Genomic DNA, 25834 nt, shown 5'->3' with positions numbered 1-25834 from the left:
CTTTTTTTATTTTACAAAAAGTTAATAGAGGAAAAATTCAGATGATGACGAATAGATTAAGTGAAATTAATAAATCCAATAGATATATAAAAGAATTGTGGAGAAGAAGCGTTTAACTGTGGTTGTATTCTGCCAGAAGAAAAAAAGGAGATGAGTTGAAAGTGAACAAGAAACTGTTTACTAACTGCTTCACCTGTCTCATGGCTATCCAGTTGGCGGCGGGTTCATCGTTTGCCTTGGTCCGTCCTGCGGCCGCAGAAGAAGCGAGAACGCCTTCAGTTGCCGCAGCGTCTGCCACGCCTCGAATGCTGATTACGGAGATCGTGCCCGATTCGGGTGGGGATACGGAAGCGGGAGAAGACCCGTACGAGTATCTCGAGGTGTACAACAACAGCGATCAGCCGATTGATTTCAAAGATTATTCGATTCTGTACCGGTATCCGGGGGAGCCGGGAAAAGACTTGTTCTGGCGCCCTTACACGGATCAGCCGATTGTGATTCTGCCTGGGAAAGCGATGGTTTTCTGGGCGGTCACACCATCGGGAGAAGTAAAAAGCGTAGCGGATTTCAACGCGCACTTCAAGACCTCCCTCACGGAAAACAAAGACATCGTCCGCATTCCCGGAGGGCTGAACAACTTGCGGGAAAGAACAATCGTCGTGGCGACCAACACGGGCCAGGACATCGTACGAGCCAGCTATAACCAAGGCGTCCTGGAAACCGCGGCGGATAGGAGCATCGAGTATGGTACGCCCGATGCGGGAAGCCTGGACATGAAGAAGCTGAGCGTGCTTCAGTCGGAAGCGACTCCGGGCACGTTCAATCCCGCCCATGTTCCCGCGGAGCCTGTCCCCACCGTTGCCGATACCGTCGCACCGACCGTAAGGGATGTTACCGACACGTCCGGAATAGATCTGGTCAGTCCTATTGAGCTGACCGCCGAAGCGGAAGACGACCGGCTGCTGGCGTCGGTGAATGTCTATTACAAGTCCAATAAGACTACGAATTATAAAAAGGTCACGATTCCCCGCGGGAAGGACGGCCGGTTCCGGTATTCCGTTGAAATGATGGAATGGTTCGGCAGCCCGTCTTTGCAGTACTATTTCGAGGCTTCCGATACTTTCAACACCGCGGCCACCGCGCCTCGCACCCTAAGCCTCGCCGGCAGCGAGAAAAGCCCCGCGCTGAATGTGCGTGACGGGGAGACACTGTCCGGAAGCCGTGTCTTGATCGGCTCTTCGGACGCAGCGGCCGGGCCGATGACGCTGACCGTCGACGGACAGGCAGTTTCGCCGACGGCCAAAGCGCTGGAGAAGACCGCTTATTTCGTATTCGAGGCGGACGATATCGACAAAGGGCAGAACGTCGTGACGATGGGGGCGGATACGCTCTATCTCATTCCGTTCGGGACTCAGGATTACAAAACGATGGTCGTGCCCGTCCGCCCCGAGCTTTTCAAATACGGGCAGGCTAACCCGATCACCATCCGCGCCGGGTCTGTCAACCGCCCTTACTACGAGGACAAGCCTGAAACCGGACTGGACGATTTTAATATCCGCAACGTCCGGCTTGTCCTTGCGGACGGCACGGTTGTAAAAGACCCCAAATATGCCAATCCGGCTACGGTATTGGATATGGGGGACAACGGCCGTTTCCTGCCGGTCGTCACCTTTAACTTTGCCATTCCGGAATCGTACTGGAAAGGCGTTTCCTACCGCTGGGATACGACTGCTTCGGCAGACGGCGCCCATAAGGTGGAGGTGAAGCTGGCGGACGGCAGCAAAGCTTCGGCCGATGTGAAGGTGGATAACCAGGGGCCTGTCGTTACGACGAATATAGAGGAAGGAAAATCTTATAAAGGACCGTTCGACATCCGAGCAAGCGCCTCTGACGCGGCTTCCGGTGTGAAGTCCTTTGAAGTCAAGCTGGACGGCAAGCTCATCCGGGTACCGTACGCGGCTTCATCGGCTTCGCTGCAGCCGGGCGGGCATACGCTCCTTCTCAAAGCGGCCGACGCGGGCGGCAAGACGACGGAGAAGACCGTCAAGTTCACGACGCCCGAGGAGCTGCCGAACAAGCCGGTCCTCTTGTCGCCGGCGGAGGGGACGCAGGATGCGGACGGAAACGTTTCGCTGGAAGTATCGGTCTCCGATCCGACAGGCGATCCGCTGAACGTGAAGTTCTTTAAAGGAAAGCGGATTACGGCGGGCGATCCCGGGATGACGGCCTATTCGCACGCTGCGGACATAGAGCCTCCGGCGGCGTTATCCTTACCGGGAGAGACGCCGTTCTCCCCGGAGGACATGGCTTCGGCGGGAACGTCCGACGACCGTTACGTGACGACCGACTCCGACGGCCAGTTCCCTTACCAGCGGTTCGAGGTGGAGGTCGGCGAGGAAACCGGCGCCGGCGACCGGATCGAGCTGAACTGGGAAGGCCACACCTTGAAGGGCCGGAAGGTCAGCCTATACGCGTGGAATTACGGAATGGAGAAGTGGGATTCCCTTGCTTCGATGGTGGCCCCATCCGAGGAGGATTTTACGCTTTCCGCTGGAATTGACGCTCTTCCTTATGCGCGGAACGGGAAGGTGCAGGCGATGATTCAGGATGAAATCCCCCGCCGGGACCAATATGATTTTACATTCGTGTCCATGCCGGATACGCAAATTTATGCGGAAATTTTACCCCAGTACTTCGAGTCTCAGGTGAATTTTATCCGTGACGCCAAGGATGACATGAACATCAAATACGTGATGCAGGTAGGAGATATCGTCAATTCCGCCGGGATTAAAGGGCAGTGGGAACGGGTAGACAAGTTCATGAACGTGCTGGACGAGGCGAACATCCCTTACGGGGTGGCCGCAGGCAACCATGACGTGTTTGACGGAGGGGCCAATTCGGAGCCGGATTACTCGGAATTCTCGAAATACTTCGGTGAAAATCGGTTTAAGGACAAGCCTTATTACGGCGGCTCGTATAAAGACAACAGGGGCCACTACGACCTCATTTCTGCGGAAGGCAACGACTTTATTTTCGTCTACATGGGCTGGGATATGAGCGACGAGGATTTCGCCTGGATGAACGGGGTATTGAAAGAGCATCCGGACCGCAAAGCGATCATCGTGGTGCACGAATATCTGCAGAACAACGGAAACCGCTCGGCGACCGGCAACCGGATTTACGAGAAAGTGGTGGTGCCGAATCCGAATGTGAAAATGGTCATGAGCGGGCATTTTACGGGCAGCGCCCTGCGTACGGATCAGCTTGACGACGATAAAGACGGTACGCCGGACCGCAAAGTGTACCAGATACTCAACGACTATCAGGGAATCCCGAACGGAGGCGACGGATACCTCAAGCTGATGCATTTCGACACAAGCACCGACACTGTCTACGTGAACACGTATTCTCCTTATCTGGACGATTATAATTATTACGACCCGGCGAAGGATGAATTTAAGCTGGCGATGGATTTGAAACCGATGACGAAGCGGGTGGCGACCGATAAGCTCGAAGTAAACGTATATTTGGATGAACTAATCGGAGAGGCGAGCGCGGCAAGTGGTGCGACGGCCACAACCGTGTGGGGTCCTCTGAACGGGAATACCGTCTACCAGTGGTATGCGACCGCGGAGGATGCCTTCGGAGGCCGGACCTATTCGGATATCGGCACCTTCCGTACCCGGCTTGCCTTGCCCGCTCCGCAGGAGGTGAAGGCTTCCGGCGTGACGGCCGATTCCGCGCGGATCAGCTGGAATCCTGTGGCGGTGCCCGGCGATTCGTCGTCCGTCACTTACGAGGTATACGGCCCGCAGGGCTTGGCGGCGACCGTGACCGGTTCCGTATACGTATTTACCGGCCTGGAGCCGGATACGGCGTATACGTTCACCGTCCGGGCTGTGCACGAGTCGGGAGCCGTCTCGGACATGAGCCTGCCGGTCACGTTTACGACAAGCATGGACCTGCCCGCTCTGCAGGCCGGCTTGCAGCGGTTTATCGCGGCCGGTCAGGTTACTTCGCCTTTGACGAACCAGCTCGACAATGCGCTGAAGCAGGCGGCCGGTCATCTGCAGAGAGGACAGAGCAGCCAAGCTGCCAAGAAATTAGAAGACTTTGTGAAGCATCTCGGCAGCAAAGCGCATGAGGATGCGGCCGCTCCGGAAGCCCGGCAGTGGCTGCACCTGAAAGCGCAGGCGCTCCTGCGTGTCTGGGCGGCGGAATAAATGCGGCTGGCCGCCGTCATGTGACCGCCGTCATGTGACGCCAAGCCCCGCGCACCGGGAGCTTCACGCGGTGCGGGACGCGGCCGTCTATGCGGCGTAGGAGGTCAATCGGCATTAGCCGCGCGGATTGACCGGACCGGCCGAAAGGCCGCGGGCCGATTAGCCCCGCGGCCGGACACAAAAAAAGCCCCCGGAAGCGAGTTTATACTCGCTTCCGGGGGCTTTCCGTTTTATAAAGACAAGCTGTCCAAGGGGATCTTGAACAGGTTCTGGAGGACTCGCTCGATGGCTAGAACGGTATCTTCCTCGGTTGTCCGGAGATGGACGAATTCGAGGTTCCGACACGTCTGCGGCACGTTGGCGAGAACACGGTCTTTCAGGTCATCCAGGAACGAATCACCGAATACCGGCAGCATCGTGCCCGTCAACGCGATATGATCCGGGTTAAGCATTGTAACGATGTTGGACAGGGCGGAAACGATGGCCGTCTTGACCGCTTCGCGCAGCTCTACGGCTTGAGGCTCTTCCGCGAGGAGAGCGCTGCGAAACTGGTCGACGGTTAAGCCGAGCGTTCTCTTAAGGCCGTGGGAGGAAGCCAGCGTAGTCAGGCATCCTTTGCCGCCGCAGTAGCAGTCGTGAAGGTGCGGAGGCAGGAACGCTTTGTAATGGCCGAGCTCGCCCGCTACGGAGCCGGAGCCTGTGACGAGCATCTTGTCCACGAAAATGGCGCCTCCGATGCCTCTGCCGAGCTTGAGCGTGACATTGTTCCGGGAGGAGACGAGGCGGCCGCTTATATTCTCGTTCAGCGCGAGGAGATTGGTGTCATTCTCCAGGTAAACGGGCAGCCCGTATTCTTCTTCCAGTATCCGGCCAAGAGGAACCCGCTTCCAGCCCATGCCGGGGGAACGGAGAAGGATGCCCTCGCTGGAATCGACCAGTCCGTGCACGCTGAAGGAGATGCCCTTGATCCCGTCCGGTTCGGGGATCTCCTTGATGAGAGCGCCGATCACCCCGCGGATCACCCGCAGCATATCCTCCTCCGTCTCGTACGAGTCCGCGCGCATTTCCGCTTCCGCCAGGCGCTCTTTGCGCAGGTTGTAAGCCGCTCCTCTGGCGTAGGTGCCGGACAGCTCGATGCCGATGGCGGAGAAGCGCGAGCCGTTAAGCAGGAGGGGGACGCGCTTGCGGCCGCTGCCGCTTTCGAGCGACTGGGGCTCCCCTTCCAGGATGACTTCGTCTTCCAGGAGGCGGTTCACGATGTTCGTCACCGTCTGCTGGCTCAATCCCGTCTTCTGGGCAAGTTCCACGCGAGAGATCGGGGAATCGGAATAAATAAGATGCAGCACCTTCTGCTGGTTAATGGATTTAAGCAGCGTATGGCTCGCATGCTTGGAAGTGGACATAGAATAACCTCTTTCTTAAAACGAAGACGAAATGGATGTTATCCCTTAGTTTACCATTCCCGAATAGACGAGGGAAGGAAATCTGGAAGAACATTGAAGTTTCACCATTTTCGCCAGTTTATTGGGAATAGGGACGAATCGTTTTACAAATCTTTAAAAGAAAAACTGTGTTTTTTCTAAATATTTGTATTGAATCCTTCGGAAAAACAAGGTACGATATTAATTAATAAAATTGATTTATTTATTATTATACCACAGGATGCGTAAATCGGAAAACAATTCGCCGATCCCCGCTTCCAACTATTTTCCGGTTTTCCCCATCGGCTCCAAACCATTTTAGCAAACATGAAAGGGGTTTCAAAAATGAGACCAAACATGAAAAGGCTTACATCTTTAAGCTTGGCAGTGGTGTTGTCGGGTTCGCTGCTTGCGGGTTGTGCGGGCGGTTCCGATCCGAAAAATGCGGGAGGGCAGGCGAGTCCCCAATCATCGGGAGAGATGTACGATAACGGGCTCCCTAAGAATGAGAAAGTGACGCTTAAAGTGGGCTTTTTTATGGGAGGCTACGGCCGGGAATGGTTTGATTACGCCGTGAAGTCCTTCAAGGAGAAGTACCCGAACGTATCCTTCGATGTCACCGCATCGGCAGACATGAAGAATATGATCCAGACGAAGGTTTCGGCCAATAACGATGCCGATATGTTTGATATTTTCAACACCACGCCCCCGGCCGGAGCGCAGGGAATCGTGTCTCTCGCGGAAGCCGGGAAGCTGGAACCCTGGGATGAACTCTTCGACAAGAAGCTGCCGGACGCGCCGGACAAAACCGTCAAGGAACTCATTCTGCCGGGCATGTACGAGTCGTTCACGCGGGTGAACGGGAAAGTGTACGAGTTTGCGTCGTCGAGTTCTTTCGGCGGGCTGTTTTACAACAAAACGTTATTCGAAAAAAACGGCTGGAACCAGAATCCGAAAACATGGTCGGAGTTTACCAAGCTTCTGGCCGACATCAAGGCGACGGGAATCGCCCCGATTACGTTCCCGGGCGTTCACCCGAACTATTACGACTGGGCCTTCGGACCGGCGAAAATGTTTGAGCTGGCCGATATGAAAGGCGGCGCGGACAAATTTATCGAGAACTACAAAACTTACACAGGCCCCCAATACTTGAGCGAAGAGAGCATTGAGCATTGGAACCGGCTCTACGAACTCGGCAAGCAGGGCTATTTCCCGGAAGGGCTTCCGGCGCTTACGCATACCCAGTCCCAAATGCAGGTGATTCAAGGACAGGCCGCGATGGTGTCGACCGGCAGCCACGTGGAGAATGAAATGAAGAAAACGACTCCGGCCGATTTCAAATGGGGCTATATGGCCGTGCCGTTCCGGGACAAAGCGGATCAGAAGCTCTGGGTGCGAAGCGGAATTACCAACTTCCTCTATCTATGGAGCGGCAAGCCCGATCTGAACAAGAAATGGTCCAAGGAATTTGCTCTCTGGCTGCTTACGCTGGAAAATCAACAGTTTGCGGCGGAGAAATCCGGTGCCCTGCCGATGCGCAAAGACTTGACGGACGATTCGTCGAAAGTGCTCAAACTTTCAAGCTCGGCGCAGGCGATTCTGAACTATATCAAGGAAAACGACGCGCGTGCCTATAAAGCGCACAGAACGGTCAGCATTTCGGACCCGAACCTCGCCAAAGCGGTCAAGATCGTCGAAGAAGCCACCGTCAAAATCGTGCTGGGCAAGCAGGATCCGAAGCCGATCCTGGAGGAAGCGGAAGCTTTACTTCAGAAAGCGGTCGCCGCACAGAAGAAATAAAAAAGCCATCAAGCGGGGAGGGAACCCTCTTCGCTTTCATTTTCCTAAGAGGAGTTGACTTCCCTTGTCGGACCCAATAGCCGTAAAAGCGCCGCGAAGCTTCATCAGCCGGACGGGGCTGGATAAAGCGAAAACGCAGAAATGGATTTTTCTCATCCTTGCCATCGTGCCGCCGTTTGGAGGTTATCTGCTTTTTACATTGTTTCCCAATGTTCTGTCCGTATATTATGCACTGCTGGACTGGGACGGGCTGAAAGAACCGGAGTTCGTCGGCTTGAAAAATTTCGTGACGGCCTTGCAGGATGAATACGTCTGGCGGGCGCTGCGCCACAATGTGATCTTCATGCTGACGGTGCCTGCTCTTGTCGTCCTGATCTCTCTTGTCCTTGCTTATCTGGTCACCTATAAGACTTACAGGGAAAATAAACTGCTGAAAATTCTATTTTTCTTTCCGAACGTCCTGTCCATTGTGGTCGTCGCTCTGCTGTGGGCGTTCATTTACGACGGAACCTACGGCCTTCTAAACGGCGCACTGGGACTGCTCGGGATCGACTTGAAAAATTTCTACTGGTTGGGCAGTGAAAATACGGCCTTGTGGGCCCTGATCCCTCCGTGGGTCTGGGGCGGCGTCGGCCTCTATGTCATTATTTTCGTCAATGCGATGACCGCGATTCCGAAATCCTTGTACGAGTCGGCTATTCTCGAAGGCGCCGGTCACATGACCCGCCTGTTTAAAATTACGCTGCCGCTCATCATGCCGGTGGTCCGGGTGAGCGTGCTGTTCCTGGTCGTCAGTACGCTGAAGACGTTCGAGCTTATTCTTATCATGACCAACGGGGGCCCTTCCGGATCGACGGATGTAATCGGCCTGTATATGTTCAACCTCGCTTTCGGCAAGGAGTACATCAACTATGGATATGCCTCGTCGGTAGGCATGATTCTCTTTGTTATCCTAGTGACGGCCAAGCTGCTGATGGACAAATTTTTGCCGAACCGGGGCGTCGAATACTAGTCATTACCTACGGACAGGGAGCGGATTGCAGTGAAAGAAAAACGGACGTTTATGGATGTGGTTTGGCGCCTCTGCTTGTACGCCTGGGCGCTGACGATTATTTTCCCGCTGTGCTGGGTGTTCTACGAGTCGCTCAAAAGCAATCCCGAATTTTTTCAAAATATCTGGAGTCTTCCGTCCAAGCTGGAATGGTCGAATTACAAGACGGCCTGGACGGAGTACGGCTTCGGCAAGTCCTTGCTGAATACGCTCTATTATGTCGGCGGAAGCCTGGTAGTCAGCCTTATTTTTACGACGCTTAACGCATACGCGCTGACCCGGCTGGAATTTAAGGGCCGTCAGGTGATCTGGGGACTGATCATGCTGTCTTTGTTCCTGCCCGGCATCAACGCGCTCGTACCGCAATATGTCATCATGCGGGAGCTGCACCTGACCAACAGCCTGACGGGGCTCATCCTGTTATCCGCCCTGGGGGAGAGCGTCTTCTACCTGATGCTGCTGGGCGGATTTATGAAATCGCTGCCCAAAGATCTGGAAGAAAGCGCGAATATGGACGGCGCTTCGATTTTTCAAGTGTTCCTGCGCATTATTGTGCCGCTGTCCACGCCGGGGATCGTGACGGTCGCGATCTTCAAGTTTCTTGGGTACTACAACAACTTCATGGGTCCGTTCATTTACTTGAGCGATCCGGAAAAATATACGATCGCCGTACAAATGTACCAGGCGAACAAGATGATGGAATATACGGCCGACTGGGTAACCCTGTTCGCCGGGGTGACGATCGCGATGGTGCCTTCCGTGATTGTGTTCATTCTCTTCCAGAGACTCATTATGCAGGGAGCTACGCTCGGGGCGGTCAAAGGATAGCTCTGCGGCTGAAGACGGGGGCTTGTCGGCTGAACAGATGGTGGATATAGAAAGTACGCTTACGTGCGGAACTCATGGAAACGGAGTGATCCGATGCGTGTGGAATTGGGGGAGTGTCAGATGAAAGTCGCTGTAATAGGCTGCGGGACAATGGGACGTACTCATGCGGCCGAGTGGAAAAGAATGCCCGGTATCCGGCTTGCCGGCGTGTGCGACGCGCAGGAAGGGACGGCGCGCAGTCTGGCCGACAGACTGGAAACGGAGGCTTACGAAGATTTCGACCGGATGATCGGGGAGGCGGATCCGGATATCGTGGATATCTGCCTGCCTACCCATCTGCATAAAGAGTTTATTTTCAGGGCGGCCCGTACCGGCAGGCATGTGATCTGCGAGAAGCCGATCGCCCTGTCGGCGGACGAGGCGGAGGAAGCGGCCGCCGAATGCAAGAAGCAGGGCGTCCGCCTGTTCATCGGCCACGTCGTCCGTTTCTTTCCGAGCTATGCGGATATCCGGCGCAAGGCCGCAGATGGGAGCATCGGGACCCCGGCGGTTCTGCACGCGAAGCGCATGGGGGCTAATCCCGGTTTGGCGAAGCCCTGGTATGCGAACAGCGATAAAAGCGGAGGCGTCATTCTCGATTTGATGATTCACGATATCGACTTCGCGCAGAGCCTTTTCGGCAACGCCTTATCGGTGTATGCGATGAACCGGAGGCAGGGAGACACCGATTACGCGCTGGCGACATTGCGTTTCGGCGGCGGGGAGATCGCCCACCTGGAAGCGTACTGGGGATTCCCCGGTCCTTTTACGACAGGTGTGGAATTGGCGGGCACCAGCGGCGTAATCCGTTTTAACAGCGAAGAAGCCGTATCGCTCCGCGTGTTTAAAGCGAAGGAAGCGGCGTCCGGGTCAGGCGTGGCGGCGGCTGTTCCGGTACCGAAAAGCCCGTCGACGCACAATCCGTATTACCTGGAGCTTGCCCATTTCGCCGATTGCGTGCGGACCGGACGGGAGGCTGAAGTGACGGCCGAAGACGCATGCAGGGCTCTGCGGACCAGCCTGGCCGTGATCGAATCCGCACGTACGGGGCGGCCGGTCAGGCTGCAGGATATAAACGCACGGGAGGGGGAGAATCGGCATGTCTACCGTTAACATCGGGATGATCAGCTTTGCGCACGGGCATGCGGCGGGGATTTATCGCCTGCTTCAAAATATACCGGGCGTACAAGTGACGGCCATAGCGGACGAGAACGAAGCGAGGGTCCGGGAATACCTGGAGGCAGCCCCAACTATCCGCTATTACGCCGACTACCGGGAGCTGCTGGAGGAAGACTGCGATGCCGTGGTCATCTGCTCGGAGAACATCCGGCATGCGGAGATGACCGTTGCGGCCGCCCGCGCGGGCAAGCACGTGCTTTGCGAGAAGCCGCTGGGCCTGAATGTGGACGAAATGGAGCGGATGATTCAAGCCTGCGAAGAAAGCGGCGTCCGCTTGATGACGGCCTTTCCGTGCCGGTTTCTCCCTGCGGTCATTCAGGCCAAAACGGCCGTGGACCGCGGTGAAATCGGCGAGATCTTGGCCGTCAAAGGAACCAACCGCGGCACGATGCCTAGCGGCTGGTTCGTCGACCCGGCGCTCTCCGGCGGCGGAGCGCTGCTGGACCACTCCGTCCATGTGCTGGACCTCCTGCACTGGATGCTGGACAGCCACGTGACGGAGGTTTATGCGGAAACGGCTACGCTGTTTCACGATATTCCGGTGGAGGACACGGGCTTCCTGCACGTGAAGTTCGAGAGCGGGGCCTTCGCGTCGATCGACACGAGCTGGTCCCGTACCCGTTCGTTCCCTTACTGGGGAGACGTCACCCTGGAAATCGTCGGGACCGAAGGCATGCTTTCCATCGATGCTTTCGGCCAGAAGAACGAAGTGTACAGCGACGGAGCGGACAACGCCCGGTGGAGCCACTGGGGCGAGAATATGAACCGTACTATGGTCGAGGCTTTTATCGGCTCCGTCCGGGAGGGCAAAGAAGTGCCGGTTACCGGCAGGGACGGTCTCCGTTCCGCCGCCGTAGCCGCAGCGGCTTACGAATCCGTCCGCCGGGGCGAGCCGGTCGCATTAAACGAACACGGCAGATATTCCGTGGAATAGGAGGCTTGCGGCATGTCGGCTTACAAACTGGTCGCGCTGGACCTGGACGGCACCACGCTGACCGATGACAAGCGCATATCCGAGGTGAACCGGATTTGGATCCGGCGCGCGACGGAGGCGGGCGTCACCGTTATTTTCTCGACGGGACGGGGCATCCAGACCGCCAAATCGTATTGGGACGAGCTCCGGCTGGATGTGCCCATGGTGCTGCTCAACGGGGCCGAGATCTGGAAAGGACCGGGCCGGTTGTGGGAGCGCCACTATTTGTCCCGGCAGCAAATCCGCGAGCTGCATAAGCTGGCGGTCGGGGCGGGCGCTTGGTACTGGGGCTACAGTGTGGAGAGCTTGACGAACCGGGAAGAGTGGACGGAAGAGATGTTCGACCGGGACTGGATGAAATTCGGCATGGGCCATCACGATCTGCCCACCATTGTGGGGCTTCGTGAGCAGGTGCGGCAGATGGGCATGCTTGAAGTGACCCGCTCTGCCGATACGAACATGGAAATCTCCGCCCTCGGAGTGACGAAAGAATCCGGCGTCCGCAAAGTATGCGGGCTGCTCGGGATCGGCATGCACGAAGTCATGGCCATCGGCGACCATCATAACGACCGAATGCTCATCCAGGCCGCCGGCCTGGGCATCGCGATGGGCAACGCCGAAGCGGAACTGAAAGAGGCGGCGGATGCCGTCACCGGCACGAATAGCGAGGACGGCGTGGCTCAGGCTATTCAGCAGTATATTTTCGGACTGGATGCGGTGCCGGAGGAATAGGTTTGGAGAATGAAGCCGGTTATCCGAATGGATAACCGGCTTTTTTTCCACCGTTTAAAACGGTGTATACAAAATTATTTAATAAGAACTAGTAAGAATTCATTCATTTTATTAACGGATGAAAATAATAAGATTTTATTTATTTCTTTTTATAGGTCTAAAGAATCATAATATAGGCACAAAATGAAGGTAAATTGTGGAAGGGGGTCGAATGATTAGGAGACTACACTCAGAGAGGAGCATCATCGAATGAAAACAAGTACAGGGTTACGCAAAAAAATGGCGGTCACGCTGCTCGCATGCACTGTGATGGCGCCCGCTCAACTATCCTGGGCCGCTTCTGCGTCCGCGGCAAGCGATATCTCGGGTCACTGGGCCGAGCAGCAGACAAAGCAGTGGGTAGACAAAGGATACATACAGGGCTACGCAGACGGCACGTTGAAGCCGGACAAGGCGGTAACCCGCGCGGAGTTCGTTTCGCTGGTTAACCGCTCGTTCAAGCTGGAGGCGCAGGGCACGGCATCCTTCAAAGACATCGCGGCATCCGACTGGATGTACGGCGAAGTCGCCAAAGCGGTCCAGGCCAAATATATCGAAGGATACCCGGACGGCAGCTTCCGTCCCAACGCTTCGATTTCCCGGCAGGAGGCGGCCGTGATCGTCGCCCGGCTGCTGAATAAGACAGCGGCTCAGAGCGAAACAGCCGCGGCTTTCCGCGATCAGTCCGCCATCGCGTCGTGGGGAAGCTCGGCCATTGCGGCCGTAGTCAGCTCCGGCGTGATGAGCGGCTATGCGGACCGTTCCTTCAAACCCGATGCGCCGATCACCCGCGCCGAAACGATCGTCACGCTGCAGCGGGCAGCCGGTGAAACGACAGCTCCGACGGAGACCACGGGACCAGGTCCGGAGGAGACGGCTCAGCTATCCGAGGGCACCATTGCCATCACCGGCCCGGATTCCGTGAAACTGACGGACGAGTCGGCCCAAAGCATTTCTTTTGAAGCGGCCGTCAAAAACAAAAACGGCGAGGCCGTCAAAGACGCCAAGGTCGTCTGGAGCCTGGAATTTGCAAACGATCACCAGAGATGGAAGGACGAGGAAGACCCTTCATACGGCATTACAATCGACCCGGCTACGGGCAAGCTTAATGTCGGGTGGTATTCCTGGATTGAGGATTTCAAGGTCGTCGCCAAGCTGGCATCCGACCAATCCGTCGCAGCATCCAAAACCGTTCAAGCCAGTCAGGGAAACATTAAAAGCGTTCTAGCTTCCAACGGTACGGTTCAATTCGTTTTCTTCGAAGAGCCGAAGGTGGAGGAGGACGGCTACGGCGGAAAGTTCAGAGCGGACATCGATTTGATCTCCATCGGTCAGGAGAATTTACAAGATCCGTCCCAATACAAAGAATTTGAAATTACCAAAAAAGACTACGACCCGGCGACCCAAACAGCCACCTTCCATTTCGATCCGATTGCGGCAGCAGCCGAGAAGCAGGACGTATATCTCACCATCGGCTATATCGAAAGCACGTATATTTCAGGTGCGCACTTTGTGATACCGGCAAAATAGAGAAGCTGCTCTTCTAGAAATTGAGCAAGTGGCACATAAAGAAAAAGAGCTGTACCGAAATTCATCGCAGATGTGAACTGCCTCCGTGAAGTGAGACAAATCAAAACACCTTCAAGAAGAATGCTCCCATGTCTAAGATGTGTGGACAACTTGGAGGTGTTTTGCATTGGCAGCTAGATATTCGATCGAAACAAAAATGAAACCATTGAATTGAGATTGGCGGGCGTGCGATGAGAAGCAATTATATCAAGTTACGAATGTATTTGAAAAAATAATATATAAGGCTAGCTTTCATATCTTTTAAATAAATATTCTCCTTGGTCAAAATCAGTGATAGAGGGTAAAAGTATGGAAAAATATACTGCAAAATATTCCATAATATTATTGGTTATAGTTATCGGATTGATAGGTTTCGAATATTTCAAAGTAACAGGGACACCTTGGGGCAAGACTGCATTTGCGTATCAAGTTGAAGACTATATTCAGAGAAAGTACCCTAGCGTTAATATAACTAAACAGACGGTATCTTACAGTTTTAAAGGGATGGCCTACCATTCCACAGTTATATTGAATGAAGGGATTACCATTGAAGTGAAAGAATACGATGAAAAAATTATAGACAACTATTACGTCGCCAAATGGGAGGCGAAGGTAACTAAAGAAATTGATTTGTTTATTAAAGGTAATGTAAATTCGAATGCCAGTGCGAAATTGATCATTGATGCTGCTAATTCAGAAATGGAGCCTTATAATAATCTGTCTTCATTTAAGGAAGTTAATAAGTATATCCAAGGGAAAAGTAAGTTTTTTGTGTATTTAAGCGAGGATTTATTAAACGAAGAGGCTTTAAAAGAAGGTTTAGCGGTTATCAGATGGATTGAGGAAAAAGGTTACACTTCCAATCTTGTCTTTTTTGTAAACAAAAAGCCCGTCATTATTATAGAGAGTGATCAAATTAAAAGCATCAGTAGTCCAGAAGATTTAAAAAAATTTAAGATGAAATTCAGCCACGATGGGAATTAGCCTCTCGTTGTGGCTAAAGTTTCACTTTGAGCGGGAGGTGAACATGTTGAGTCCAATACTTGTTGGCGACGAGTCTACACTCGAGAAAAGTCAGTACGGCTCTATTACGGGTGAGATTTACTTTCAATTTGGGGATTTTTGTTTTCCCGAGCTTCGATGGAACGATTTTATCGTAGTTATTTTATGCTGGTGGAACAAATCGGTAGGGACGCTTGAAGTGTCATCCGTCGGCACGACGGTAGAATTTCATTTTATGGACGGTCCTTTTTATGTCCGTGCTGTAAAATCAGGCGAGGAAAAAGTCACATTAAGCTTCCTTCGAAGAAAAATAGAGGGCTTTGAAATACTAGCTTCAAGGGATACCGAAATTGATAGTTTGAAAACAGCCATTGGTAAGGTTTCCAGGAAGATTGTTAGAGAACTGCATAGAAAAAATTGGTCAACTAATGAGATGGAACAGTTAGAAAGCCTGGTAAGAAAGAGAAGATAGGATGGGAATTCGGAAAGGGAAATGAAAAGTGGAAATAATCGATTCATTAAAAGAACAAGTCAGTAAAAATAACATAGAAGAAGCCAGTTCTATTGTTGAAAAAATAGGAGACTCCAAATTAATAGAAGCTGTTCCTATACTCATAAACACCTTATTGGATACGGAAAGTAATCAGCTAAGAAATACAATTGCTATAGCACTTTCTGATATAGGTTGTGATGATGCCGTTGTTCCTATAATCAGCTTGCTTAAAAGCCCTAAAACACAAAACTCTAGAGGAACCTTACTTTATGCTCTAGAAAATTTTGATTGCTCTGATTACGGAGAGTTAATAACGGAGTTATGGATCGAAGGTAATTTTGTGTGAGATGGCAATCGATTTCACTCTTAAGAATTAACGTTAAAAATATGTCTGCAGCATTAAAGCATAATTGCAGGACTAAATTACAAGCAAACCTTAGTAACACGATCGCAGATGAGGAATTGCAAGAGGCTCTTGAGATCTTAGGTAGTTGTTAAAGGGGGGAGTTATCATTGGTAATACCTGTACTTAAAGGTATCGATATTATTGAAATCCAAGATGATTTAAAAGGCTCAAAATTAAGGGGGACAGCTTATATTGCAGAAGAAGATGATAGTGGCTCAGTCGAGCAACATTCATTGTTCAAAATTTTGAGTTAGAATTGGTGGAAACTGAAATAAGAAAAATACTCAAAGATTGTATCCGTCCCACTTGGGAAGAGGCGGTAGGAGCTATTAATCGTCATTTAAATTGGGAATACGATAATAACCAATACTTAACTGATGAGGAGATATTAGCAAAACAAGATCAAAAGAATTGAAAATTCAACCCTTTGGAGAATAGGAAATTTCTTCACAGGTTTACCCTTTTTTGCTGATCTATCGGCTATATGGAAAGTACATTTATTTCGGTGCACACTTTCTTCGAGCCCCCTCCCAAAGCTGCTTGACCAAGTTGCTAATAGCCTAAGAAAATGAGGTGCTTTTTTGGAAGCCATAGAGTTTGCTTCTAGTAATGAAATTGAAAAAGTAATTAACACTTTTGGTAGATTGGATGTTGAAAATCTTGATAATCCTAACAAATTAGTTGTCGGGATCCTTGATAAATATAACAGTGCTCTAGATGAAGAAGAAGCGTTAAGGTTAATTAGTTACGAAGGACATAATATTAAATATGAAAAGGACTTTGTTGAATTTGTACTCAGGTGCATCAGAGAGTACCCGGACTTTTATATTTTTATTAGAAAGCTTGAGGATATTAATAATAGGGAATTAAAGAAAAAGTTTGATTCGGAACAAGTAAACTTGGTATTAAAAATGAAGAAGACTATCGTAGAAGATTCCTTAATAAAAGTTAGAGATACTTCTATCATAAAATTGATACTAAGCTTATCGACAAGAGAGGTTTGCTTTTCGAATTTCTTTTTTGGAAGTTTTGTGGTTATCGGAAATTTTGATTTGAGTTTCCCTGTCTATTGCAGTAACAAAGAAACATTCAATGCTTGTACAAAGATGGCAAGTGAAAATGGGTTATTTATAAGGACGAACTAAGTACATGGGCCACAGGCGACTAACCTCGTTAGTGGTTATTTTTTATAGTATTCTGATTCTCAGCGCTTCTTTGGTTATGAACCGGTAGCACTTATCTCCCAAATCTTTGAACCACCCCCTCCCTTTTCTCGCCTATAGGTATGTAGGACGCAGCACAGCAGCGCAAACCTGGAAGCCGTGCAATCACCCCGTCCTGCTACAAAAAAGGAGGAAGAAATCATGAAAAAAGCTACACTTGCCGTATTAAGCGCCGCAATCGTATTGGGAGGGACTCTGACAGCAGCAGGGCCGTATGCAGCCGCTCAACAACTTAATGCACAGCCCGCGGTAACAGCCGCAGCTAAAGACACAAACGCGGCATCCGCGTTCCAATTGACTCCTTCCTTGAAGAAACACTGGGGCGGAGTCGAGTTTACACTGGAGTATCTCAACGCTTCCGAAGCCGGTACGGAGTTTATGATTTCCCGCAAATTACCGGCTAACCCGGCGGATCTGGACCCGGAAATCGACCGCAAAATCACGGACATGGATTACCTGGCGATAGATAGCAGCGGATGGATTTATGAGAGACAGAGCGGGAGCGGCGGGATGTACGCATTCCCGGACGGCACTTTGGGCATGAGGCATGAGGAAGCGGTTGAAGCATTGAAAGATCAGCCGCAGGAGCTGACGATCAAGCCTTATATCGGCGGGTATTATGATGATACGTCGACGATGTTTGCGGACAAAGCGGATGTGAAAACACCACTGAATGGAATGTATCCACTCCAAGTGGATCAGGGGAAAATCGGCAGCATTGCCGTCACGGGCGTGGACTTCAGCGAGGACAAAACCGTTGTGCGAGTAGCGGCCGCAGGTGAAACGGCACCGGTGCAAACGACTGGCATCTGGCTGGTCGAGAACGGCAAGAGACTGGATGAGTCCGTCAAGAAGCTGAAAAGCGCCGAGGACGGCGTCTACGAGTACGAGTTGGAATTCCCTGCGGTCAGCAAGGACGCTTCGCTGGAGCTGCTGACCAAACGGATGACGCCGGTCACTTTCCTGGACAACCTGGAAATGACCGTCCAGCTTCCGCGCTAAGCGGCAGGGGAGTGGCGGCCCTATATGGTTGACCACGTTATGTGACGCCAAGCACCGCGTGCTGGAAGCTTCGTGTGGTCCGTTATTGAACCGTCGTCGGTATCTGAATTTCTTCGCTAACGAAGTGAATTCGTTCCGCTGGGAGAAGCCGCCCATCTGATTCAGGACGTGTATAGTTTACGAGGTTAAAACTCATACCTGGCGAAAGCCTGCCCCTAAAAGCAGCCCGTTGCGGCTGCTTTTTGTTATTCCTTTTGACCCGGGAAACGGGCTGCCAGAACTATATCCGTAACAAAAAACAAAGCCGCCGCCGCCAGACTGGCAGGGAAAAGAATCAGTCCGAACACTCCGTGCATCATTCCCGAAATTACAAGCCGCAGCTTACTGTAAGGAAATATGCAAAAGCCGATAAAGTCGCTCAGCAGAGACGTAAAGGTGCCGTATACATAAATAACGGGAGCGGAGTAGACAAGATAGATAAAACCGACCGACATAACCTGGGAAAAAGCCCCTGGAGCGGCTCCTGCGAGCGGGTGATAAAAGAAAGGCTCATGCCGTGTGTACCAGGCGGAAAAGAAAGCGAACAAAAGTGAAGAAACGGTTGCGCTCAGCAGTTTTCTTTTCACAAGTCTCGTCAGGTGGAGTGTCATTTCCGGGTAGTTTCCTTTCTGTTCAAAAAGTCCATTACCTACGGTTTATCGTAACGGATGGGGTTTCCCGGTGTAAGTTCTAACTTTTATAGGTCCTCAAACAAGAAGCCAGCAAAGGAAAAATCGGGTTGACACTCCTTTTGTACCAGTGTACTATTTAATTAATACAGTAATACAAAGAACTGACCGAGGAGGAATACACTTTGAACGCTTGGTGGAATTTATTCAAGAAAGAAATCGGCATGCGGACAGCCGTAACCGGCTCCCAAAAGACCTGGGCAGCTTTTTCCGTCGGTATGATCGCTTTGATGACGTTTATGGCTTACCGCTACCAGTCGGGGATTGTCACCCCCTTGTGGCTGGGCATCATTTATCTGCATGTTTTTCTTCCGTCCGTTTATCTGCTGATCAGTTTCGGTAAAGAACGGGAGCGGGCACCGCTCTGGTTCCAGCTCCCGCAGTCGGGCTGGAAGCTGATCGGGGCGAAATACGCGGCCGCGCTGACGGAGATGATCGGCGGTCTGCTCGTCTCGATTACGATGTTCCTGTGGATGTACAAGGTGGAGCAAATGACGCTGATCGAACGTGCGGGAGAGGATCCGTTTTATTTATCGGGACACGTCAGTTATTTCACGGGTCTGCTTCACGGCTTGGGCTTTAAAGAAGTCTTTATTTTTTTCTTCATCGCATTTTTCATTGCCGCCTTGGCGGTTCTGGTGTACTTCACGGCTTTGGCACTAAGTAACCGCGTCGGCCGGCTGCGGTGGCTGGCGGCGATTATTCTGATCGGGGCGGTCATGCTCGTGGAATATACGTTCGAAATGAGCCCGGTGTATCACTTTTTGTTCAAGTGGGGCTACGCCTTTGATTGGGACGGCGACCCTTTTTATTCGGGGGAAATGATTTGGACACTGGCAACTCTGGCTGTCGTCGTGTATATACCGGCCTGGCTTTTGGATCGCAAAGTGGAGGTGTAAGTTCATGCCTGAACAGTTTTCGGGCTCGCAGCCGATTTACCTGCAGCTGGTTCAGCGGGTATGCCGGCAAATCATCCGCAAGGAATTTCCGCCGGGAGGCAAGCTGCCCTCGGTCCGGGAACTTGCCGTACAGTTCGGGGTTAATCCCAATACGGTCCAGAGAGTGAATATGGAGCTGGAGAGAATGGGCATAGTCGAAAGCCGGAGGGGACAGGGCATGTTTGTTACGGAAGACGAGTCGTTGTTAACGCGGCTCCGGGATGAGCTGAAAGAAGGAGAATTAAAAAGATTCGCGGAGGAAATGCGTGATTTGGGCTATTCCAACGAGCAGATTATAGAGAATGTACAGAAATTTCTCAAGCTGAATTAAGGGTCTTTCAGAGGAGAGGAAATGAAAATGGCAGAAACCGGGAACGGTACGGAACCTATCGTCGCGTTCGATGGGGTAAGCAAGAGCTTTATCGGCAAAAGGGTGCTGAAGGACGTCAGCTTCCACATACCGAGGGGACAGATCATCGGCATCATCGGCACGAACGGAAGCGGAAAATCGACGGTGCTGAAGCTGATGGCAGGTCTGCTGCAGCCTTCCAAAGGAAGGGTGGAGCTTGAAGGACAGCGGGTATCGCGGATCAGTTCGCGGCGGATCGCGTTCCTGCCGGAGCAGGACGTATTTTACCCGGCTCATACCGTGGAGCGTACGCTGCGTTTTTACACCGCGATGTACCAAGATTTTGACATTGCGAAGGCGCTGGAGCTGACCGAATCTTTCGGACTGGATTTGAAGGAAAAGGTTGCCCGGCTGTCCAAAGGCAACCGCGCGCGTCTGAAAATCGTGCTCGTGCTCGCCAGACAGGTGCCGCTGATCGTGATGGACGAACCGCTGTCCGGCTTGGACCCGCTGGTGAGGGAATCGATCATCCGGACCGTGATTTCTTTCGTGGACATGGAGGAACAGACGCTCGTTCTGTCCACCCACGAAGTCGACGAGATCGAGCCTTTGCTGGACCGCGTTATTCTGATCCGGGACGGTGAGGTCGCGCGGGACGAGTCGGTCGAACAGATTCAAAGCGAATACGGGATCGGACTTGTGAACTGGATGAAGCAGGCAGGCGGATAACGCCCGGCTGCTTTTTCTGTTCGGGGTAAAGAGGTTGACAAAACAATCTATAAACCAATATATTGGTTTTATGAAAACGAAACCAACCATTCAACGCATTAAACGCCAATCGTTCCGCGAAGAGATTTACGAGGCGCTGCGGCAAGCGATCGTTTCGCTGGAGCTTGAGCCGGGCGCCAAGCTCAGCGACCAGGAGCTGGCCGAGCAGTTCGGCGTAAGCCGCACGCCTGTCCGGGAAGCGCTCAAGCGCCTGGAGGATGACGGGCTCGTCGAAGCGGTTCCCGGCTCCGCGACACGCGTCACGCCGCTGAAGCCCAAGGAAGGCAGGCACGCCTTCACCGTAGTGGCGGCGCTCCATGCCTTGGCCGCCCGTCTGGCCGTGCCCTATCTGGGCCCGGAAGAGTATGAAGCGCTGGAACAGTCCAACAAGGCGCTGGAGCAAGCCCTCGGCCGGAACGACGTTCCGGCGGCGATCGAGGCGGACAATGCTTTCCACGCCGTGTTTCTGCAGGCGGCAGGCAACCCGGAAATCTTGTCCGCGCTGAAAGGCATCCTGCCCAAAGTGCAGCGGCTGGAGATTTCCCGGTTCGCTTCCGTCCACGGGCTTCAATCCGTCGAACAGCACCGCAGAATTGCCGATGCGTGCCGGAAGCGCGATGCGGCAGACGCCGCCCGTCTGGTCGAAGAGAACTGGCTCACCCTGGGGGAACGATTGGCCGAGAGCAATCAAGCAGAGAAAGGCTGAACCTTCATGAAACCGATACTGCTGGGCATTTTATCCGCCTTTTTCTTTGCCATTACGTTCGTGCTCAACCGTAAAATGGAGCTGGGAGGAGGGAGCTGGCTCTGGAGCGGCTCTCTGCGCTACCTGTTCATGTTCCCGTTCCTCCTCCTAATCGTTGCGGGCCGCCGCAACCTGCGGCCTCTCTTCCGGGCGATGCGGCTGCACCCGTGGCAATGGCTCCTGTGGAGCACAGTCGGCTTCGGGCTGTTCTACGCGCCCATGTGCTTCGCCGCGGCCTATTCTCCCGGCTGGCTGACCGCCGGGACGTGGCAGCTTACCATCATCTCGGGCTCCCTGCTCGCCCCGCTCTTCTGGGAGACGGTCGCGACTCCGGCCGGGCCCGCGAAAGTCCGCAGCCGGATTCCGCTGCGCGGACTCGCGATGTCGCTCGTCATTCTCGCCGGTATCTTCCTGCTCCAGCTTGAGCAGGCCGGCTCGCTGACGGCGAAGGATCTGCTGCTCGGCGTTCTGCCGATCGTGGTCGCCTCCTTCGCCTATCCGCTCGGCAACCGCAAGATGATGGAGCTGTGCGGCGGCGGACTGGACGTGTTTCAGCGCGTGCTCGGCATGACGCTGGCCAGCCTGCCGTTCTGGCTGCTCCTGGCGGGCTGGGCTTACGCAAGCGCCGGGCTGCCGAGCACGGAGCAGACGTTCCAGTCGCTCATCGTCGCGCTGTCTTCCGGCGTCATCGCCACGATACTCTTCTTCCGGGCCACGGACATGGTGCGGGAAGATGTGTCCAAGCTGGCCGCCGTGGAAGCTACGCAGTCGGGCGAAGTGCTTTTTGCCCTGGCGGGCGAGATGCTGCTGCTGTCCGCCGATCTTCCTTCGGCGTTGTCCTGGCTCGGCATCGGGATCATTGTGGCCGGAATGGTGCTTCACAGCCATGTGTCCCATCGGCGGCCCGCAGCGCGGTCCAATCCAGAGCTTTCTATGGAAAAGTAACCGCGAATTTCCGGTTATCCCCAGAAACCGTACTCCCCAAGCAAAGAATTTTTTTGCCAAGGAGGCGGTTTTTTTCGGTTATACCACAGTTATCAACAAAGTTATCCCCATAATCTACACCTTTAAAAGCTTATCTGTGCATAGATCGCACTTTTATTATTAACATATCCACAGCCTGATTTATCCACAAGATTAATCTTTTTTTAAGGACCGGGAAAAGGACTTCCAAAAGGAAAAACCGAATGTATGTAAAGAGACTCAATCGCTTATAAGTAAAATCTTGCAGGGAACCCGGCGGAGAAGAAAAGGAGTGCGCGAGATGGAGGACCTTACTTTAAACCACGTGGATGCCAAGCATCCGGATCTATGGCTGCTGATCGAAAAACTGGACGAGGAGCTGCTCCAACGGTATCCGGCCGAAGACATTTTCGGTCTTGACCGGGACGATCCCCGCCTGGATCAATCTGTTTTTGTGGTCGCCTACGACGGGGACCGGCCGGTCGGCTGCGGGGGCATCCGTCCGCTTGATGCGGAGAGCACGGAGCTGAAACGTTTTTTTGTGGATAACGCGTATCGTAAAAGAGGAGTCGCGGGCCGCATGCTAACTTTTCTGGAAGAACGGGCGCGGGAGCGGAGCTTTATATCGGTCAAATTGGAAACGGGCCCGGAACAGCCGGAATCCCTTTATTTCTATAAAAAGCACGGCTATGTGGAAATCGAAAGATACGGCGAATATATCGGCAGTGAAGCGAGTATCTGTTTTGAGAAACCTTTAGCGGCCAAGGGGAGGGAATAACATGGCGGTAACGACTTTATATTTGACGCGGCACGGGCAGACCGAATGGAACGTGGCCAAGAAGATGCAGGGCCATCAGGATTCTCCGCTGACCTCTCTGGGCGAAACGCAAGCGGCTTGGCTGGGCGAAGCGCTGGCGGACGTGCCCCTGGACGGCATCTACTCCAGTTCGAGCCCGCGGGCTGTCCGGACAGCCGAGATTATACGGGGCGCGCGTAAGCTGGACATTGCGGAGCGGGACAGCCTCAGAGAGATGAACCTGGGGGAGTGGGAAGGGCAGAGCTTATCGGATATCGAGCAGCGTGAGCCTGAGCGGCATCATGCATTCTGGAAAGCGCCCCATGAGTTTCGCGCGGGTACGGGCGAATCTTATGAGGAAGTGAAGGAGAGAGCGGTCGGAGAGGTTCTGAAAATGGTCGAAGAGAACCCGGGCAAAAGCATGCTGATCGTGACTCACACGGTTGCGCTCAAACTGATCATGGCGCACTTCGAAAGCCGCGATCTCCGCGACCTGTGGGAGCTCCCTTACATCCATCCGACCTGTCTGTGCAAGGTGGAGCTGACGGACGGCGTTCCGCGGATCGTTCTGCACGCCGATATCTCTCATTACAAAAATGAAATCGAAGGCGCGTTCTGAGCGGAAGTTATTGATTTTTTTCATAGAGTATGCAAAAATACCACAAAAGATCGCATTGGTTAATCATTCCGGTATAGATCTGACGTAGAAAGTACAGCTGGCCCGTGACGGTATGTCCGCCTCTTATGAGGCGATAAATCTGATCTTGTGAGGAGGAAGATAGGCGTTAGTCTATCGAACCGCGATGAAATTTGTTTGCGTTGAGTGCAGCAAGGTGTTTGCCGAATTCCGCTATACCTGTACGTGTAACGGAATGCTTGATATTTCCCAGGACTTTACCGGTTTGGACGCCGAGGAGCTGAAACAGCTATTCCAGAGCCGGCTTTCGGACAGGCTTTCCCCTTATGCGAGCGGGGTGTGGCGCTATAAGGAACTGATTTTTCCGGACGTGGAAGATTCGGCGATTGTGACCAAATACGAAGGAAACACGGGGCTGTACCGGAGCGATGCGGTTGCCTCTTATGCGGGGACGAGAAGCGTCTGGCTTAAGGCACAGAGCGAGAATCCGAGCGGCTCTTTCAAGGATAACGGCATGACCGTTGCGGTTACGCACGGCCGTTCGCTGGGTTACGACCGGTTTACCTGCACCTCTACGGGCAACACGTCTTCCTCTCTTGCGATGTACGCCTCTCTGGCGGGACGCAAATCGTACGTGTTCGTACCGAACAAAAATATTTCCTTGAACAAAGTGCTGCAGACATTAGCTTACGGAGCTAATATTTTCTCTATTGAAGGAACCTATGACCATGGAATCAAGTTTCTGGAGGAGAACAGCGAGAAGCTTGGTTTATATATTTGCAACTCTATCAACCCGTTCCGGATCGAAGGCCAGAAAAGCATCGTGTACGAACTGGCTCAAGTGATGAGCTGGAAGCTGCCGGATTGGATCTTCGTACCCGGCGGTGCGCTCAGCAACGTGTCCGCCCTCGGCAAAGGGCTTTCCGATCTATATGCGCTCGGTCTGATCGACAAGCTGCCGCGCGTGGCGCTCGTACAGGCGGAAGGAGCGAGTCCCTTCTACAAGATGATCGCAGAGGGCAAAACGGCGCTCGAAGCGGAGCCGAATCCGTACACGAGAGCCTCGGCTCTCAACATCGGCGATCCGCCGAGCTGGCGCAAAGCGCAGCGCACCCTCCAGGAGACGAACGGCGTTGCCGTGTCCGTCACGGACGAGGAGATTCTGAACGCAAAGGCCGTAATCGACGCGTCCGGCATCGGCTGCGAGCCGGCTTCCGCGGCTACGGTAGCGGGTCTGCGCAAGCTCGTATCCCAGCAGACTGTGGACAAGGACGAGACCGTGGCCTGCATTCTGACGGGGAATATGCTGAAAGACACCGATGCGCTCCGCGAGTACCACCTGGAGGACAACAAACCGTTCTCCAACAAGATCATTCCGTCCAGCCTGACTTACGACGACATCTTTGCCGTCATTAAATAAATGACAGGTTCTGCCCCGTTTTTCCCGGAAGGGAGGACGGGGCTTTGCTTACGGCCGTACGCCAAAGAGCCGCCTTCTCCCGAAAGCGGCTCTTCGTGAACCGGACCCCTTCTTCCGAAGGAGTCCGGTTTATTTTTTGCTTGTCATGATGCCGTAGGCGACCCGCAGGATCAGCCCCAGGAAGAGCCCGGTACCGGCTATGATGTAAATGATCGTGAAAATCTTGCCCAGCTCGGTCTGGGGAACAAAAGCCGGATGACCGACCGTGCTCAGCGTCGCCACGCAGAAATACAGCGAATCCAGGACGGAGAGTCCCTCCACCTGCGTGTAGAAAATCGTGCCGGACAGAAGAATCAGGAGAATCAGGACGAACAGCACCTGAAAATCCTTTTCTTTAAAAGCGTGCCAGAGACCGCCGACGAGTCTTTTGAGTGTGAGTATAAACGATACCATGGTTCACTCCTGCTTCAGATGAGAGTACGGGGCTGTCGTTACAGGCGAAGTGTCCGG

26 protein-coding genes are annotated in these 25834 nt (G+C 53.1%); 23 read left to right on the top strand and 3 right to left on the bottom strand.

Translation table 11 applies throughout. The annotated features are described in order from the left end of the window. Positions 1–161: 161 nt before the first annotated feature. The gene (locus ABH899_RS22355) at positions 162–4223 is read left to right on the top strand and encodes an FIMAH domain-containing protein (protein ID WP_370000673.1); all 4062 of its coding nucleotides are present in this window, start codon (positions 162–164) and stop codon (positions 4221–4223) included. Between the two features lie 230 nt (positions 4224–4453). On the opposite strand, the gene ABH899_RS22350 is transcribed toward ABH899_RS22355, so the two are convergent. Beyond that, positions 4454–5626, bottom strand: a complete 1173-nt coding sequence (locus ABH899_RS22350; RefSeq protein ID WP_370000671.1) for an ROK family transcriptional regulator — start codon at positions 5624–5626, stop codon at positions 4454–4456. Between the two features lie 375 nt (positions 5627–6001). On the opposite strand from ABH899_RS22350, the gene ABH899_RS22345 reads away from it, so the two are divergent. The 14 genes from ABH899_RS22345 (at position 6002) to ABH899_RS22280 (ending at position 17980) form a co-directional block, all read left to right on the top strand. Next, positions 6002–7444, top strand: a complete 1443-nt coding sequence (locus ABH899_RS22345; protein WP_370000669.1) for an extracellular solute-binding protein — start codon at positions 6002–6004, stop codon at positions 7442–7444. Between the two features lie 64 nt (positions 7445–7508). Further along, positions 7509–8456, top strand: a complete 948-nt coding sequence (locus ABH899_RS22340; RefSeq protein WP_009671667.1) for a carbohydrate ABC transporter permease — start codon at positions 7509–7511, stop codon at positions 8454–8456. 30 nt (positions 8457–8486) lie between these two features. After that, a complete protein-coding gene (locus ABH899_RS22335; RefSeq protein WP_009671685.1) occupies positions 8487–9323 on the top strand; it encodes a carbohydrate ABC transporter permease in 837 nt (278 codons plus the stop codon). Positions 9324–9443: 120 nt separating this feature from the next. Beyond that, complete coding sequence (locus ABH899_RS22330) at positions 9444–10475, top strand: Gfo/Idh/MocA family protein (RefSeq protein ID WP_370000666.1); 1032 nt, start codon at positions 9444–9446, stop codon at positions 10473–10475. Further along, positions 10462–11475, top strand: coding sequence for a Gfo/Idh/MocA family protein (locus ABH899_RS22325; protein WP_370000664.1), 1014 nt, complete (start codon positions 10462–10464; stop codon positions 11473–11475). Before ABH899_RS22330 ends, ABH899_RS22325 begins: the two co-directional genes overlap by 14 nt. A 12-nt stretch (positions 11476–11487) precedes the next feature. Next, complete coding sequence (locus ABH899_RS22320; protein WP_370000662.1) at positions 11488–12246, top strand: Cof-type HAD-IIB family hydrolase; 759 nt, start codon at positions 11488–11490, stop codon at positions 12244–12246. A 249-nt stretch (positions 12247–12495) separates the two neighbouring features. Next, positions 12496–13815, top strand: coding sequence for an S-layer homology domain-containing protein (locus ABH899_RS22315; protein WP_370000660.1), 1320 nt, complete (start codon positions 12496–12498; stop codon positions 13813–13815). Between the two features lie 348 nt (positions 13816–14163). Then, entirely contained in the window at positions 14164–14838 is a 675-nt protein-coding gene (locus ABH899_RS22310; RefSeq protein WP_370000658.1) for a YfjL-like protein, read from the top strand. A 43-nt stretch (positions 14839–14881) separates the two neighbouring features. After that, on the top strand, positions 14882–15328 hold the full coding sequence (locus ABH899_RS22305) for a hypothetical protein (protein ID WP_370000656.1): 447 nt from the start codon (positions 14882–14884) through the stop codon (positions 15326–15328). 28 nt (positions 15329–15356) lie between these two features. After that, a complete protein-coding gene (locus ABH899_RS22300; RefSeq protein WP_370000654.1) occupies positions 15357–15695 on the top strand; it encodes a HEAT repeat domain-containing protein in 339 nt (112 codons plus the stop codon). A 167-nt stretch (positions 15696–15862) separates the two neighbouring features. Continuing rightward, positions 15863–16009, top strand: coding sequence for a hypothetical protein (locus tag ABH899_RS22295; protein WP_155977425.1), 147 nt, complete (start codon positions 15863–15865; stop codon positions 16007–16009). A gap of 5 nt (positions 16010–16014) precedes the next feature. Then, positions 16015–16170: a hypothetical protein gene (locus tag ABH899_RS22290; protein ID WP_370000652.1), complete on the top strand. Its 156-nt coding sequence runs from the start codon at positions 16015–16017 to the stop codon at positions 16168–16170. A gap of 166 nt (positions 16171–16336) precedes the next feature. After that, positions 16337–16900 (top strand): hypothetical protein, encoded by a 564-nt coding sequence (locus ABH899_RS22285; protein ID WP_370000650.1) that lies wholly within the window; start codon positions 16337–16339, stop codon positions 16898–16900. Positions 16901–17119: 219 nt separating this feature from the next. After that, a complete protein-coding gene (locus ABH899_RS22280; protein ID WP_370000648.1) occupies positions 17120–17980 on the top strand; it encodes a DUF5643 domain-containing protein in 861 nt (286 codons plus the stop codon). Positions 17981–18225: 245 nt separating this feature from the next. Here the strand turns inward: ABH899_RS22280 and ABH899_RS22275 are convergent, their stop codons facing one another. Next, on the bottom strand, positions 18226–18630 hold the full coding sequence (locus tag ABH899_RS22275; protein WP_370000646.1) for a hypothetical protein: 405 nt from the start codon (positions 18628–18630) through the stop codon (positions 18226–18228). Between the two features lie 203 nt (positions 18631–18833). On the opposite strand from ABH899_RS22275, the gene ABH899_RS22270 reads away from it, so the two are divergent. The 8 genes from ABH899_RS22270 to thrC all read left to right on the top strand — a co-directional run bounded on the left by ABH899_RS22270 (position 18834) and on the right by thrC (position 25324). After that, positions 18834–19607: a hypothetical protein gene (locus ABH899_RS22270; RefSeq protein WP_370000644.1), complete on the top strand. Its 774-nt coding sequence runs from the start codon at positions 18834–18836 to the stop codon at positions 19605–19607. Between the two features lie 4 nt (positions 19608–19611). Further along, positions 19612–19977: a GntR family transcriptional regulator gene (locus ABH899_RS22265; RefSeq protein WP_009671720.1), complete on the top strand. Its 366-nt coding sequence runs from the start codon at positions 19612–19614 to the stop codon at positions 19975–19977. A gap of 27 nt (positions 19978–20004) precedes the next feature. Beyond that, on the top strand, positions 20005–20724 hold the full coding sequence (locus ABH899_RS22260; RefSeq protein ID WP_370000642.1) for an ABC transporter ATP-binding protein: 720 nt from the start codon (positions 20005–20007) through the stop codon (positions 20722–20724). Positions 20725–20794: 70 nt separating this feature from the next. Continuing rightward, complete coding sequence (locus tag ABH899_RS22255; RefSeq protein WP_370000880.1) at positions 20795–21469, top strand: GntR family transcriptional regulator; 675 nt, start codon at positions 20795–20797, stop codon at positions 21467–21469. Positions 21470–21475: 6 nt separating this feature from the next. After that, positions 21476–22453 carry a DMT family transporter gene (locus ABH899_RS22250; protein ID WP_370000640.1) on the top strand — a complete coding sequence of 326 codons (978 nt, stop codon included), beginning with the start codon at positions 21476–21478 and terminating at the stop codon, positions 22451–22453. Positions 22454–22772: 319 nt separating this feature from the next. Beyond that, positions 22773–23249, top strand: coding sequence for a GNAT family N-acetyltransferase (locus ABH899_RS22245; RefSeq protein ID WP_370000638.1), 477 nt, complete (start codon positions 22773–22775; stop codon positions 23247–23249). Position 23250: 1 nt separating this feature from the next. Then, positions 23251–23886 (top strand): histidine phosphatase family protein, encoded by a 636-nt coding sequence (locus ABH899_RS22240; protein ID WP_370000636.1) that lies wholly within the window; start codon positions 23251–23253, stop codon positions 23884–23886. Between the two features lie 184 nt (positions 23887–24070). Next, positions 24071–25324 (top strand): threonine synthase, encoded by a 1254-nt coding sequence (thrC, locus tag ABH899_RS22235; protein ID WP_370000634.1) that lies wholly within the window; start codon positions 24071–24073, stop codon positions 25322–25324. A gap of 129 nt (positions 25325–25453) precedes the next feature. On the opposite strand, the gene ABH899_RS22230 is transcribed toward thrC, so the two are convergent. Next, positions 25454–25777: a potassium channel family protein gene (locus ABH899_RS22230; RefSeq protein WP_370000632.1), complete on the bottom strand. Its 324-nt coding sequence runs from the start codon at positions 25775–25777 to the stop codon at positions 25454–25456. Positions 25778–25834 lie beyond the last annotated feature (57 nt).

Origin of the sequence: Paenibacillus sp. RC84, assembly GCF_041260495.1 — a bacterium.
Taxonomy (GTDB): Bacteria; Bacillota; Bacilli; order Paenibacillales; family NBRC-103111; genus Paenibacillus_F.
Note: the sequence above shows the minus strand (reverse complement) of the source record. Positions and strands in the feature narration are given on the sequence as shown.